This is a genomic window from Agathobaculum sp. LCP25S3_E8 (genome assembly GCF_052117165.1).
In the GTDB taxonomy this organism is placed as follows: domain Bacteria; phylum Bacillota; class Clostridia; order Oscillospirales; family Butyricicoccaceae; genus Agathobaculum.
The window spans coordinates 41,696-55,831 of record NZ_JBQKJR010000001.1; the positions used below are offsets into that span (position 1 = coordinate 41,696).

Consider the following 14,136-nt stretch of genomic DNA (forward strand, 5'->3'; position numbering starts at 1 on the left):
TTTTGTTTTTGACTTACCGCATGGCTAACCCATGCGCTGAACAACACACGAGAACCACCTCCTTCGCAAAACCCGTATAAATAGCAAAACCGCATGGCTAACCACACGGTACAAGCTGGGCTATTCATCGAAGCCCTCGATCTTTAATTGTCCGACGATATTGCGGTCTTGCAGCCACCAGCGGAATACATCTTCGCCAGTTGTCCCAATACGCCACGAACCGTCCAATTTGCCGCGTACAGCACGCATTTTCAACATTTTATCAAACGCACGGAGATAAGCGCGCTGATAGGTTGGATAACGTCCAAACTCACGCAGCCGCATTTTGCGTCCGGCCATCGGGCAGCCGATACAACCGACACGGTGGTAACCGCAGGCATAGAGTGGGTTGACCGAAATCTTTTCTGCAAGGATATATTCCCACACGTCCCGGTCTGTCCAGTCTATAATCGGATTGCAGATGCGCTTTGCCTGCAATTTGCAGTTTTCAAACAATCGCCGTTTATCATCATTGTCGTTATTGATAATGACCTTTTTGCTCATATCGTGCGGCATACTCTCGTAAATACCGCGTTTACTTCGACGGCTTGCACTTTCCGTCCACCGCACACCGGTCGTAATCATACGCCCAGTACCGCCCTGCTCTTTGAGCACGGCACAGCAGTATCGCACCGTTCGCGTAGGCGGCATCAGCTTTTGCGGAATCAGCGTCCACATATTGACCGGCACACCCTTGTAGACCGGATGGTTGATCGTGCATTTTACACCCGCCAGCTCCAAGCGCCGGAACTGCTCCCGTACATGATACACGGTTTCGGGCGCATCCACGCTGGTATGATTGTGCTGCACTTCGTAGCAGATACCGGAAACGGCGGCAAGGTACAGACATACATCACTGTCCTTGCCGCCGCTTGTTGTTATAATCAATGGCTGACCGTAATAGGTTTCACTCATTTGCGCCGCGAGCCGCAGCCGTTCAACTGCTTGCTGCTCCTTGTCCAAAGTCAATGCTTGCGCCCATAAAATGCTTTTGGCTTGGGCGGTGTCTCTGCCCAAAAGATGCAATCTCCGTAAAGTTCATGCCGGAAGCTGTCTTTTCCGAGAAATAGCTGAACATCCATTTTTCCGTTGGGGTACAGGCAGAGCACTTTGGAATACCGCTCCGGCAGTTTTTGATTTGCACTAATCCATTTCATTGTATATCCTCAAAACCGTATGGACGGAAACAGGCCGGGAATATGAAACACTCCCGGCCTGTCCTGTATTTACCTGTCATCAGTTTATGCAATCATATCTATCATCACGCACCTTTCTGGTTGGAAGAAAAACTCCCTCTACTTATAGGGTCAGATACAGAGAAAATGCGAATACCCTGAATACAGAATCTTCAAAAATATTTTCGCATAGCCTTTAACCCTCGTTTGATAGAAGCCTGCACTGCCCGGCAGGTAACACACTCCTTTTCAGCGATTTCCTGCACCGACAAACCTAGCAGGTAATGTGCTTCGATGCGACGTCCCTGTGCATCCGGCAAAGCATTCAGAGCACAGCACAGCCGCTGGTACTGATCCATCAGGACAAGGCACAATTCCGGCGAAGGTTCAAATACGCAAACAGCACGCTCAACATGATCTCCGGCATCCAGAGAATTTACCTTGTTGCGCTTCATGCGACGACGATATGCAGCTTCATACCGTTTGCCTGCACGAAGCTCCGCAGCAACTTCGTCTGAAACCTCCACAAATTCATCCGTTATGCACCAGTAATAATAGTCTTTCAAGTTGATTTCCACCATGTTATCCTCCATTTCGATTGTTTTTTGAAATCGAAATGGAGTTGGTGGACCGCGGCAGTGACATTCAACACTGCTAATATTTTTACAACATAATATGTATACAGGCTTATTTCTGCGTTGGTTCGAGCGGCAAGTAGTATGAAATTTTTGAGGGCAAAAGCGATAATAACAAAAAAAAGACAGAAAAAAAGAGAGCCTTACATATAGCTAAAAAACTAAATGCAAGACTTATGCGCCAAAAGATCGTCTTATCCAATCACCATTGTGGACTGTTGATTTGATTCAATATAACATAGCATAAAATACAGTTCGAAATCAGTTAGCGCAATGTGGCTGACGAAAATAGCAGGATTTTAGACGAAATTAGCAAACTTATAATATATTTTCCTGTGATACGATAGAATAAAGAAAAATCCGACAGCAAAATTGCTGCCGGATAGTATCTCTATGTTGTTAGTGGTTTCTGAGATCATCTACTAATGCTTCTATATGGGCAATTTGTGTTGGACTGAGGCCTGTGACATCCAGTATATATACACCACTTGTCGATTTACCTTCGCGACCCAACAAATAATCGGTACTAACCTTAAAATAATCTGCTATGCGCTCCAACATATCAACGGAAGGCATAATATTATCATTTTCCCAATTACTGATGCTCTGTTTTTTCACGCCGAGCTTGTCTGCAAGCTGAACTTGATTCAGCTCTTTGGACTGCCTTAAATTTTTTAGCCTTTCGTTGAATATCATTCCGTTCACATCCTTTGCCATGATTATGAACGAATACGCAAACAATTATAAAATATCGGTATTGTAATTTCTGACCACAAGGGATATACTGAACATGACAGACTGCAATTTTACTTTATTCACCTAACGTGTTATAGTATATCCCAAATATAGACAACCAACAGGGGGTTAATTTATGCGCGTTATTGTCTGTGATGATGATAAATTGTTTTTACAACAATTCCGCAATATATTAGAGAAGGCATTTAATACTCGACGACAAGTAGTTGAAATAGTATGCGTTGAATCTGGTACCGATTTGTTCCTTGCATTAGGGCAACAGGCAACTGATGTAGTGTTTCTCGATATTGAAATGCCGAATGAAGATGGGTTTTCTGTTGCAAAACGTTTATCCAAATTGGCGAATAAACCTTTACTTGTTTTCACAACCAGTATAGAAACATTGGTTTTTGAATCTTTTGAACATGAACCAATATGGTATTTGCTTAAAAGCAATATGAATCAACTGCCTGCGGTTATCGATAAAATAATATACAAATTGAAACATACGAAAAAGTATCTTGAATTTTTGAACTCCAATACGCAGCATCGAGTTCCATTATCTGATATTTTATATCTTGAAAGTAAGGATCATTACATTACCCTACATACTCAAAATGAGATTTACCGTTTCCGCGGAAAACTAAGCGATATAGAAAAACAAGTAGGCAAAGAATTTTTTATTCGCTGCCATGCCAGCTACCTTGTGAATTTTCAATATGTCAAGGCGCTCGGAAAGAGTAAGCTCCTTTTAAGTGATAACAATATTATTCCAATCAGCAGGAACAAATTGGAGGAAACACAAGATACTTTCATGAATTACAAGGGGAGTCTGAGGTTATGAATTTTATCTTTGAAACAGCAGTAAACGCGCTCGAGGCTTTTCTTATTCTTGAATTTCTCGCACAGTATTTTGGCTTTCGAATTCAAGCACCAATACGCCACATAGGATTTTGCATATTTGGGATTGTTTCAACTGTTGCCATTACTCTTTTTTCTTGGAATGAGTCCTTTGAGATTTTTTCAAGCTTATCACAAATCTTAATTAACTTTATTTTCTGTCTGATACTGTTAAAAGGAAATATTGGTGCAAAAATCTTTATATCAACATTTACAATGGTTGGTATTGTACTGCTTAGCAGTTTCACTGCATTTATTGTAGGGCATGTTACTAAAGAAGAAATAAACGAAATATATACCCAGTTTGATCTTGTGCGTATCACCGCTATCTTCATGTCCAAAGTTTTATTCTTCCAAATTACAAGGATTATTCTTCGGATAAAAACAGATTCAAATTTTCTTAAACTCGATACGATTCCTTTGGTAATTATTCCCATTATATCAATCTGTTCGGTTTCACTTCTAACTGATGTCGCCCTTTGGTATCCCGGCTCACAGCAAATGATTTTTTATGTAATATGTTTAATCATCTTGCTAAGCCTTTTAACCTATTGTTTGTTTATCCGGCTGAGCCGGAGTAGTCAGCTTAAACACGATTTTGAACTATTGAACCTACAATATGATTGTGCAAAGCAAAATGCAGAAGACATACAAAATATGTATGAGAATATCCGCTCTATCCGGCACGATATGAAAAACCATTTGCTTTGCATTGAAAATTTGTTAAAGGATCATCCCAATAATAATCAGAAGGCACAAAATTATATCCGAACACTCCTTAAGGAACAGGCAATTACACAGCGAAAAATTATTTTTTCTGGGAACGATGCTTTGGATGCTGTTTTAAGCGCTAAACAAACCGCCGCACATCAATATGGCATCAATTTTGATATGGTAATTGCAGACTCACTGCAATTCATGTCTGCGGATGATATTTGCGTATTATTAGGCAACCTACTCGATAATGCAATCTCTGCGGCCGGGCAGACGGATACAAAACAGATAAACTTAAACATCCAGCCCCAAGACACCTATGTTTCCATTGTCCTTGCCAATAGTGTTAAGGATGATATACTTGCCAATAACCCAACATTAAAAACAACAAGGCAGAAAAAGGATGGTCATGGATATGGGATAAAGAATGTCCGAAAGGTTGTCCAGAAGTATCATGGCCTTATCCGTTTTTATGAAGACAATGGAATGTTTTTCAGCGACATTCTGCTTTTAACAATCCCTATATTAGCGTAAAAGGAGGACAATTGTTGATAGAGAATTGTTATAGAGAGAAATTTTTCTCAACGCTTTGCTAATTTCGTCTAAAATCCTGCTATTTTCGTCAGCTCCCTTGAAATTTAATTTAAAAGCAGTTATTTTACAGACATACCAAGTGGTACCAAATGAGACACGACGAAAGGTATCTCAGCCATGTATATGTCTGCAAAAATAACTGCTTTTTTGATTGAGCAAAAAATTATATCCAACGAAGACCGAGAAATTTATGAATATGGTTTCGAACTGCTATTGGCAGATTTGTTTAATTTTTCTGTCATACTACTTACGGGTGGTATAGCACATCAGCTCTGGCCCACGGTACTGTACATCCTGATTTTTGTTGGGTTGCGCAGCGTGTGCGGCGGATACCATGCCAAGACACATTTACGATGCCATATCGGTACGATAGGTGTATATATCCTATTCTTACTGCTACTGAGCATGCAAACAGTTGTAGAGAACAAGTGGCTTCTCTTGTGGGGGGATTTTTTTGCAGCCATTCCGATTATCCTGTTTGCACCAATTCCGCACGCGAATAAGCCGCTATCTAAAACAGTCCGCAGACGGAATCGTATCCGGTCAATCATTTTATTCTTTCTATTATTTCTGTTTGCACTCCTGTTAGGATACTTCGAACGACAGGAAAGTGCCGTTATTTCTTTGACGCTATGGATTGTGTCTTTGTGCATGATCCCAGCGATAAACATCCACTCATTCACTCAAAGGAGGAAAAAGACATGAAAAAGATCATTAATCAGGTATGCACAAAACTTGCTAAATGTGCATTCCATGCAGCAGAGGTATCCACAGGAACTGCATCATGCGCAGGACTGTATCAGCCTACAATTCCCCAAAAAGTAATTGAATTCAAAAAGCATGTTTAAATCACATGACTTTGAAAATACACCAAATAAGGGAAGATAGCATTAAAGTAATAAAGAAGGAAAAAAGATTTGATTATTTTTACGAGGTGATTTTTATGAACAAATATGCCACCAAAATTGTGGCCTTGGGAATGCTTGCTACTTCGCTGCTTACAAGCACTGCTTTCGCTGCTACCCCTGATATGACAGCTAATGAAGTGCCGAATGTAGGCACTTCTGCTAACGATGGCATTCAACCTTATTACATCTGGACAGACCAGTATAAGTGCAATGGTGACTATGTTAACGTACGCGAAGGCCCGGGCACTGATTATGATTCCTTCGACCAGTTGATGAAAGGAGATATCGTAGGCGTGCATCGCTTTACGACCAACGATAAGGGCGAGAAATGGGCCAAGGTTGATCTGGGGAACTGGGAATCCGGTTGGGTACTCGCAAAATATCTGGATTATTTTGCTCCTCATCCGTGAGGCATTACCTTATTAAGACGGCAGAGCATTCTCTATTTGAGAATGCTCTGCCCTAATCCAATATAAGGGCAGACAGCAGATATGCACACTTTAAAAATCAATACATATTGGCTAAAGGTCATCGCACTTGTAGCAATGACCTTTAGTCATATTGCAACAATATTTTTTGATATTTTTCCTCATTATATTGTTATCCTTTGCGCAATGGTCGGTGGAATCACGTTTCCCATCATGGCCTTCCTACTGGTACAAGGTGCAAATTCCACAAGAAACATACAAAAATATTTGTTAAGAATGTTTGTTTTCTGGATTATTTCAATTATTCCATTTCATGTGGCAACCTCTATTAGAGTAATGCACAACCATTCTTTCTTTGATTTGTTCAATAATGTAGGATGTACATTATTTTTTTCACTTCTAATGCTACATCTCCTCATAAAATTTGATAAAGTTAAATCAACTGCTAAATGGTTTATTGTATCACTTTTTTTTGGCATCACATTATCATCTGATTGGGGAGGAATTGGAATTATTGTCATATATTGTACTTATGCTTTTAGAAATTCTAAGTTTAAGATTTATTTAGCTCCATGTTTAATATCCGCAGAAATTATTTTATTAGGATTTATAAAATATTTCTTTCTTGGTTTTCGATTGGTGGAACCATTTTATTTAATGGATTCGGTTTTACGAGGCTTAGGACCATTACTTGCTATACCACTTCTGAAATCATACGATGCCACTTCTACCAGACCATCTGTCTTGTCAAAATATCTATTTTATGTATACTACCCACTGCATTTATTAGTTATTGGAATAGTAGCGTATATTACTTTCTGAGACTATCCACAATTAGTGGGCAACGTGCAGCAATTTTATTCATGATATAATTTCCCAGTTCTTATCTGATTTTTTTAGTTCAACAACAAACTGCGATATCTGTGTCATACCCGTCTGCTGATCGAGATATTGCACTGACACATTTGCCGTCACAGTATCACCGCTCTTGGTAAAAACCGTGTTCACCAAAGCAGCGAACACATAGCTGTCATTTTCAATCACCGGCAGTGCACCGCTGCTGACATAGTAGGAAAGCTCTTGTTCGCTGGCAGACGGATACAACGTAAAGAACGTGGTCAAAAACTCCGTGATCTCTGTACTCTCCTGCGCAGACACCGTACCGTCCGGCTCGGCCGCCTTGGGAGAATAGTCAGACTTTGCAGGCTTGCCCGTGATCGTCGGGCTCTGGATAATGACCATATCGCCAGCATCGTCCACATACACAGAAACCTCATAAACAGACGTTACAGTGCTGCTTTCCTCCCCATTTACGACCTTTTGCGACACAGAATATACCACTTTATACACTTTATCCCCAGTTTGTTCCACAGACCAAATCTGTACATCTTCCACTTTAGAGGATACCGGCACATCGCTGCGCACCGTATCCGCGTTCAGAGCTTGCAATTCATCCGTCAGGTAATATTTGAGGTTTTCCGTCCGCTGCTCGATTGAAGCCGCAGACTGCTCCCAAGAGTAATACACTTTGGCAAAATTCGTGACAAAACTCTCGATTGCGTTTGTGTCCGTCACTTCCTGCTGCACCACGGTCGTTTCATGGACAGTGTGCGTATCCACCGCTGTAAAGTTCTTATACACAGCGAACGCAAACGCGCAGATCAGCAGCGCCCACAGCGCAGCCACCACCGGCCGCCGCGTCCCGATATGCAGGACGCGCGGCTTTTTCTGTTTCTCCTGATTACGGTTTTTCTTCTGGAACATTTCGTTTCCCTGCCTTTCCAAACTCATTGCGTCACCCGCCCGGCGCAGACCAAATGGGACTGCCAATAGTCCGTCGTCAGATCTGCAAGACCGATCGGATTGCCCGCATGGTACATCTGATTGTTGCCGACATAAATGCCGACGTGCGTGATATAATCACCGCAGCTATACGTCCCCTGAAAGAACAAAAGGTCGCCCGGCTCGGCATTTTCCAGCGGAAGATGCTGGGTCGCTTCATACTGCGCCTGCGCCGTGCGCGGCAGGCTGATGCCCGCCACACCATAGCACCATTGCGTCAAGCCGGAACAGTCAAAGGAAGTCGTCGGGGACGCACCACCGTAAACATAATCCCAGCCCTGATACTTGAGTGCTTCATTCATAATGGCCTGCACCGTCGCATCATCAAACTGCGCCGCATAAAGATACTGCGCCACCAACCGAACGTAGAACATATTGCCGTAGTTATACCGCCAGCCACCGTTTTCCTCTACGGCAACCGGGTTTGGATAATCCACCCATTCACCACCGGATTTTTCTTCTGCGAACGCCTGTGCGAGCGTAAAGCTGTACTTGCCGCCATGCGACGCGACATAATCCAGAAAACCGCTGCCGTAGTTGTACGCCTGAATCACGCTGTCCAGATCGCAGCCAAGCCGGTCTGCCTTGTCGATCAATTCCGCAAAATACTTGCAGCCTTGCCGGATAGAACTTTCCGTATCCAGCGAATTAGGCGGCAATCCCATAGACTCTGAGGACTGCATTACGTCCTCGAGCACGCCGCCGGACTCCACTTCCATAATGGCAAGCAGGACATTGACATACTCGGAAATATCATACTGCGCCGCGTACCGCTCCACCGTCGGCTTGTGCGCCAGCACCGCCGCAGACAGGTTTGCACCGCCATACAGCAGCCCGCCGCCGCCGTCGCTGTCGTCCGATATGAACAGGATAAGCGACACCAACAGTAAAGCGAAAAACATGGCGATCATGGCCGCTATACCAAGCGCGATCTCCCTGAGCTTCATTTCTTACCGCCCCCATTCTGTGCGCCGCCCTTTGTATTGGCGCTGCCCGGTTGGTTTGCAACCGGCTTACTTTGCACCGTGTTTTTCCGCTGCAGGGGCTTGCTTTCTGGTTTGGCAGATGCCGTCTGCTCCACCGCAGGGCGTGGCTTTGCAGGCTTGTCCTGCACCCGTGCTGTAGGCTTTATCGGCTCGGCTTGCTGCGTGACCGGGCGGTTTCCTACTTCCGGTCGGCGGGTCTCTGCGGAAACCACAGGACGCTGCGCCGTATCCGGTCGCCGGATTTCTGTCATTGCAGCCGAACGTTCTGCTGTAGCTTGTGCTGCCTTATTTTGCAGCACCTCAGGCCGCGCCGCATTGTCCTGCTGCACCGTCGCCGGGCGTTCATGCTGGGATACCATCGGCCTGTGCGCAGACGAAGTCCCCGCAGGCGGTTCCTGCTGCTGTGTCACGGGCTTTGCTGCTTGTCCCGTACCCGGATTGGATATTGCCATCACAACCGGCCTGTCACGCACCACAGCCGGAGACGGTCGCTGTGTCCCCGCTGTCTGCTCCTGCGGCACTTCCATTGAAGCAGACGCAGCTACCACAGGCGCAGACGCAGTTTCCGGTCTGCTGTGTACCGCCGTATCCGCAGGCGGTTCCGTCCCACTTTCCGGCATGGACGGCATATCTGTCTGCGGTGAACCATCCGAACCGCCGCCTGCCGTCCCGCTGGGCAAACCTCGTGCGGAACTGCTGGACAAACTGCGCGGCTGCCCGCCAGCCGTTGTACTGCCGTTTTGGTTACTCGGCCTGCTGCTGCGCTGACTGCTATACGCCGCGCCGGATGTATCGCGTGCGGAACGACCGGACGCTTTCCCGCTGCTTTCCGCTTGTCCCTTGGAAAATGCCCGCACAGAACGGTTCAGACGGTGCAGCTGATGATATAGAAACATGCCCGGCCGTCGTGCGATATGCCGTCCCATGCTGCGCGTGCCATCGTCCCGCAGCGAAAACAGGCTAAGCAGATCGCCCAGCTTGAAATACGTCCCCGCGAACAACACCACCTGCAAAAATGCAATGATGAAGAATGGGTAACGATCCGCGATCTGATACAGCATGGTCGAAACACTGAACGCCACCGTAATCACGAGCGTAATGCCCGCGCGGGCTAAGATCGTGTTGAACAGCTTGATTACCGCACGCCTGCTGCTGCTCTCAAACGTCGGCACCATACTGAGCACGAACGACACTGGCAGGAACATCACATAGATAATAAAAAGCACCTGCGAGAAGATCATCATGCCGGTAAGCAGGAACACGAACACCGAAATGCCGATATTAAACAGGAACAGGAAAAACACCGTCCCCAGCCGGTTTACCGTCTTGGTGACCGTCAGATTGGTGTTGCCGTTGTCCTCGATCTCGGTTTTCACGACGTTTTCCCGATCTTCCCCGTTGTTTTCGCTGGGACTGGCAGAGAGCAGGCTTTCCACGCGATCTTCGCCTAACGCTTCGGTATCCGTATCCCCAAATTGCAGCAGCAGCCACGGCTGCTTGACCTGAATGGAAAACAGACTGTCCCGAATGAGCGAAACACTATCCCCGCCGCTGCTTTGCGCGCCCGGCGTTACGATCTTCGTCCCCACGGACAAACTCGCCGTGCTGACGTCCTCGGAAAACTCGTTCAAACGCTTCACGCAATCCGGCGCATAGGCAATGACCGCACCGGACAGAACAAAAACCAGCACCATATTGAGCACCGCCCGCACCGCTTTGGTGGTTTCTCGCTTGATGATACCCGTGTACGCGACATACGCGCCCACAATCAGAATGATAAGCAGCAGAAACCCAGCATAAAAGCCGTCCGTAGAAAGGCCGCTGGGCGAGATACCGGCAATCGTCTGTATATTTTTCCCGATTGCGTCCGCCGCGCCCGAAATAAAATCCAAGCCATAGGCTTCCTGCACCAAAAAGCCGGACGCATTGGACAGGTACAGGTTGATCGTCCAGATAAAGTTCGTGATGCAGTACAGGCCGTACATGACCTGCTTGCCGATGCCGTCCACCCAGTTCCACGGCAGCCAGTCCCAGCCGTTGTCAACGTAGAAATCGAGCTGGTAGTTTTCCAGCGGATAACGGCTGTACTCGTGCGCCGTGTCCACCGTATCATCCACCAGCCCAACCGCACCCGCAGACGGGCAAAAGGCCGCAAACAGCAAAACGGCAATCACAAGAAGCAAAATGCCCGTGATTGCCGTCTTTTTGGCTGTATTCATATTCCATTTTTCACACATCAGGGTTCACCTCTGCTTTCAGCGGCGGTCTGGTGTCGAACCCGTGGAACAGGTCTGCGAACACCGGGTGGAACTGCACCACGCCCACATGGCCGTACAAATCCTGCATCAGACATTGGCCGTTTTCCAGCCCCCGCAGCCGCTTTTGGTTGCCCTCGTCCTCCGGGTCAAGGCCGAAAAACATGAGCGTCTTTTTGATTTCCACCGTATCCGTACTGCGGAACGCAAATTTCAGGCCGATGTTGTTTTTCAGACTTTCGTCCGCGAGGTCTGCCGCGTTCTGCGTCACGAAGTAGACCGCTGCGTTCATAGCGCGTCCTGCGCGCACCAGCTTGTTTGCCAGTGTCTTACCCTGCGCGACGTTCAGGAACGACCATGCTTCGTCAAGGTCAACGATTTTGAACACGCTCCTGTCCATGTGGATAAAGTCGAGCGCAAACGTGCTGATTACGATAAGCATAGCGACCGAAAGCAGCTCCATCGTGGTAAATTCCTCAAAGCGCGTGCCTTTGTCCGGCAGCACGAGATCTGCCACCTGCACGATATTGAGCTGTTTTTTCAGACTGATCGAACGCTTTACATCCCCCGCAGAGAACAACAGGTGTGCGAAATCATAGTCCGTGAAGCTCTCAATATGGTCTGCGATACTGACCGCCAGCGACGAACCCTCCTTGCGCAGCTCGTCAATCACGCAAAGCAGACCGCGCCGCTTGCTGTTTGTCACCGTGCGTACCGCCCGCCGCAGGATGGGGAAACGCTCGCCGTCCCGCGAGGAAATACCGGTCAGGAAGGTCAAAATGTCGATCACAAGGCTTTCCGCGTCCTTGGGGCGGCGCATGATAACATAAGGGTCGAGCATACCCTTGTTCTGCTCGTCCGAGGTCAGGTTGACAATATTGATCTCGTCCGCGATCTCCGGCAGGTCGCGCTTCCAGTTCCCGCGTTCGGCTTTCGGGTCTACGATGAGCGTCCGCGCACCGTTCAGCACCGCGTAATACACCAGCAGGTTATTGGCAAAGCTCTTGCCACCGCCCAGCGAGCCGAGGAACGCCGCAGACAGCGCGTTCGTGACCGAACCCTTGACGCCTTGGCTGGCAAGCGCAGGCTGCAAGTACACGTTCCGTCCGGTATCCACGCCATAGCCGATATAGATACCGTCCTTTTCGCCCAGCATCTGCGCCGCACCGAAGCCGAGACCGGCAAGGAAATCACTTGTGACATACTGGATATAGTCGTTCATATACCGACGGCTTGCCGGGATAAATTCATGGTGCAGGCCGATCATATCGCCCACCGGGCGCACCAGCTTGACATTCATATCGTCGTAAAAGTCGCGCACCGCATTGCACCGGCGTTTGAGTTCTTCCGCGTCCGGGGCGGTGACACGCACCACATAGGACAGCTTGTACATGGCTTCCTTGCTTTGTCCCAACTCGGTTTCCAGCTCATTCACGCTTTCCAGCGCTTCCGCAACCGACGTGCTGGTCTCGTCCCCGCTTTCCCACGCATGGTTGTCCAAGTCTTTCAGTTCCTTTTTCTTGTTCCGAACCGTGGACAGGGCTTTTTTGTTGGCAATGATCTCAACATTCATGCTGGTATCGACCGGGAACGTAAATTGCTGCTGCTGATAATAGAAAATCTCGGACGACGGGAAATCCAACTCCCCGACCACGTCCGAGATTGTGAAATAGGCGCTGTACACCTCACTGTCGTCATGCGAAATATGCAGATACCGCCCGTGTTCTTCCAGCAGACAGCGCGTAGGTTTGATAAGGTCATACCGCTTAACCAGAGTTTCACCTTTGAGCTTTTTCTTCGGCAGGTGAAATTCATAGTCCTCATAGGCCGTACCCGAACGGCCATAAAGGTGTTCCAGCAGATAGCCAAAATCGTTTTTATCCAGCCGACGCACCTTGAACCGGCGCGCAATCTTGCTTTCCAGCAGCTTTTCCATCTTCTGATACCGCAATATTTCATCGTTTGGCATGGACGCAAAATCGCCCATCAAGGTATGGTCCACATCCCGCAGAAAGCCGGAAAACAGATTTGCCACCTGACGGCCGATATTCCCGCTGTCCTGCTCGTTCAGCAGCAGCTTGAAACCGATATAAAAGCGGTAATCCACCTGATTTTCCCCGATCATGGACACCAGCGCGTCCGTCTGTCCGTCTATGCGCCGCAGGGCAGCTTCGCACAGCTTACCGGAAGCGTGCGCCTTAGAACGCTCCTGCGCTGCGCGGATACTGGACTCTGTGCTGATCTGCAAGGCGTGTATTTTGCCGTCCCGGTTCTGGGCGATAAGCTGCCGGAACGCATCGTGTACGACCTCTTTCTGCTCTACACTCAAAAACGAGTAGTTGTAGGGAACAAGCTCATAGTAAGCGAAACACTCCCCGTCATGGTTCCAGACAAGGTTATTTTCGATATATTTCATCGGATACTGCATTTACCATCACACTCCTAACCGCAGTAATGGGCTGTCCGCTTTTCTCCTTGCGGAATTTCACCGGCTTGCCTGCAAAAGTCTGCTTGGGACGCAGCAAGTAGGCCGTATAGGATTTTACAAAGCTGAACGGCTTTTTGCCGTCCCATGTCTTTTGGCTCATAAACCATGTGATGCCGACCGGGATACCGAAATATTTGAGCAGCGCACCGTCTATCATGGAAAGCGGCGGCAACTCGCCCAGCGCCAGCACCGCAAGCTCGGACGCAACGAACCACGCCATTTGCGAAAACGTGATCGGGAACGGCAGGCGCATATCGTTAATGGCGTAAATCACCTTTTCCACCGACCAAATGCTGCTGTAACTGCGTATTTTCTTCAATATATCAACTCCAATCTGAATATATGGGTGGGGGCGAGGAACGAAGCCCATGCCGCCCGTGTCTTTCCTCGCCCCCTCGTCCGGTTATGGATAACTGCCATGCAGTTACCCACAGCCG

At 47.5% G+C, this 14,136-nt stretch carries 14 protein-coding genes; 6 read left to right on the plus strand and 8 right to left on the minus strand.

Going from position 1 to position 14,136, the window contains the following annotated elements; genetic code table 11:
* Positions 1 to 120: 120 nt before the first annotated feature.
* From ACTQ34_RS00250 to ACTQ34_RS00260, 3 genes are all read right to left on the minus strand, one after another.
* On the minus strand, positions 121 to 1,056 hold the full coding sequence (locus ACTQ34_RS00250) for a phosphoadenosine phosphosulfate reductase family protein (RefSeq protein ID WP_441361960.1): 936 nt from the start codon (positions 1,054 to 1,056) through the stop codon (positions 121 to 123).
* 331 nt (positions 1,057 to 1,387) lie between these two features.
* Entirely contained in the window at positions 1,388 to 1,795 is a 408-nt protein-coding gene (locus ACTQ34_RS00255) for a sigma factor-like helix-turn-helix DNA-binding protein (RefSeq protein WP_441361961.1), read from the minus strand.
* Positions 1,796 to 2,248: 453 nt separating this feature from the next.
* A complete protein-coding gene (locus ACTQ34_RS00260; protein ID WP_441361962.1) occupies positions 2,249 to 2,545 on the minus strand; it encodes a helix-turn-helix domain-containing protein in 297 nt (98 codons plus the stop codon).
* A 175-nt stretch (positions 2,546 to 2,720) separates the two neighbouring features.
* Here ACTQ34_RS00260 and ACTQ34_RS00265 point away from each other — a divergent pair, with 175 nt between their 5' ends.
* From ACTQ34_RS00265 to ACTQ34_RS00290, 6 genes are all read left to right on the plus strand, one after another.
* Positions 2,721 to 3,428 carry a LytR/AlgR family response regulator transcription factor gene (locus tag ACTQ34_RS00265; protein WP_441361963.1) on the plus strand — a complete coding sequence of 236 codons (708 nt, stop codon included), beginning with the start codon at positions 2,721 to 2,723 and terminating at the stop codon, positions 3,426 to 3,428.
* A complete protein-coding gene (locus ACTQ34_RS00270; RefSeq protein ID WP_441361964.1) occupies positions 3,425 to 4,732 on the plus strand; it encodes a sensor histidine kinase in 1,308 nt (435 codons plus the stop codon). Before ACTQ34_RS00265 ends, ACTQ34_RS00270 begins: the two co-directional genes overlap by 4 nt.
* A 183-nt stretch (positions 4,733 to 4,915) precedes the next feature.
* Positions 4,916 to 5,497: an accessory gene regulator B family protein gene (locus tag ACTQ34_RS00275; RefSeq protein WP_441362092.1), complete on the plus strand. Its 582-nt coding sequence runs from the start codon at positions 4,916 to 4,918 to the stop codon at positions 5,495 to 5,497.
* A complete protein-coding gene (locus ACTQ34_RS00280) occupies positions 5,494 to 5,640 on the plus strand; it encodes an AgrD family cyclic lactone autoinducer peptide (RefSeq protein WP_441361965.1) in 147 nt (48 codons plus the stop codon). Before ACTQ34_RS00275 ends, ACTQ34_RS00280 begins: the two co-directional genes overlap by 4 nt.
* Before the next feature lie 5 nt (positions 5,641 to 5,645).
* Entirely contained in the window at positions 5,646 to 6,110 is a 465-nt protein-coding gene (locus ACTQ34_RS00285) for an SH3 domain-containing protein (protein ID WP_441361966.1), read from the plus strand.
* Between the two features lie 81 nt (positions 6,111 to 6,191).
* Positions 6,192 to 6,950 carry a TraX family protein gene (locus ACTQ34_RS00290; protein ID WP_441361967.1) on the plus strand — a complete coding sequence of 253 codons (759 nt, stop codon included), beginning with the start codon at positions 6,192 to 6,194 and terminating at the stop codon, positions 6,948 to 6,950.
* Positions 6,951 to 6,989: 39 nt separating this feature from the next.
* On the opposite strand, the gene ACTQ34_RS00295 is transcribed toward ACTQ34_RS00290, so the two are convergent.
* The 5 genes from ACTQ34_RS00295 to ACTQ34_RS00315 are packed head-to-tail and all read right to left on the minus strand — an operon-like array spanning position 6,990 to position 14,018.
* On the minus strand, positions 6,990 to 7,919 hold the full coding sequence (locus ACTQ34_RS00295; RefSeq protein ID WP_441361968.1) for a conjugal transfer protein: 930 nt from the start codon (positions 7,917 to 7,919) through the stop codon (positions 6,990 to 6,992).
* Positions 7,916 to 8,917, minus strand: coding sequence for a bifunctional lytic transglycosylase/C40 family peptidase (locus ACTQ34_RS00300; RefSeq protein ID WP_441361969.1), 1,002 nt, complete (start codon positions 8,915 to 8,917; stop codon positions 7,916 to 7,918). Before ACTQ34_RS00300 ends, ACTQ34_RS00295 begins: the two co-directional genes overlap by 4 nt.
* Entirely contained in the window at positions 8,914 to 11,193 is a 2,280-nt protein-coding gene (locus ACTQ34_RS00305) for a CD3337/EF1877 family mobilome membrane protein (protein WP_441361970.1), read from the minus strand. The genes ACTQ34_RS00300 and ACTQ34_RS00305 overlap by 4 nt, the downstream gene beginning before the upstream one ends.
* Positions 11,186 to 13,639 carry an ATP-binding protein gene (locus ACTQ34_RS00310; RefSeq protein WP_441361971.1) on the minus strand — a complete coding sequence of 818 codons (2,454 nt, stop codon included), beginning with the start codon at positions 13,637 to 13,639 and terminating at the stop codon, positions 11,186 to 11,188. The genes ACTQ34_RS00305 and ACTQ34_RS00310 overlap by 8 nt, the downstream gene beginning before the upstream one ends.
* The gene (locus tag ACTQ34_RS00315) at positions 13,608 to 14,018 is read right to left on the minus strand and encodes a conjugal transfer protein (RefSeq protein WP_441361972.1); all 411 of its coding nucleotides are present in this window, start codon (positions 14,016 to 14,018) and stop codon (positions 13,608 to 13,610) included. Before ACTQ34_RS00315 ends, ACTQ34_RS00310 begins: the two co-directional genes overlap by 32 nt.
* Between the last annotated feature and the right edge of the window lie 118 nt (positions 14,019 to 14,136).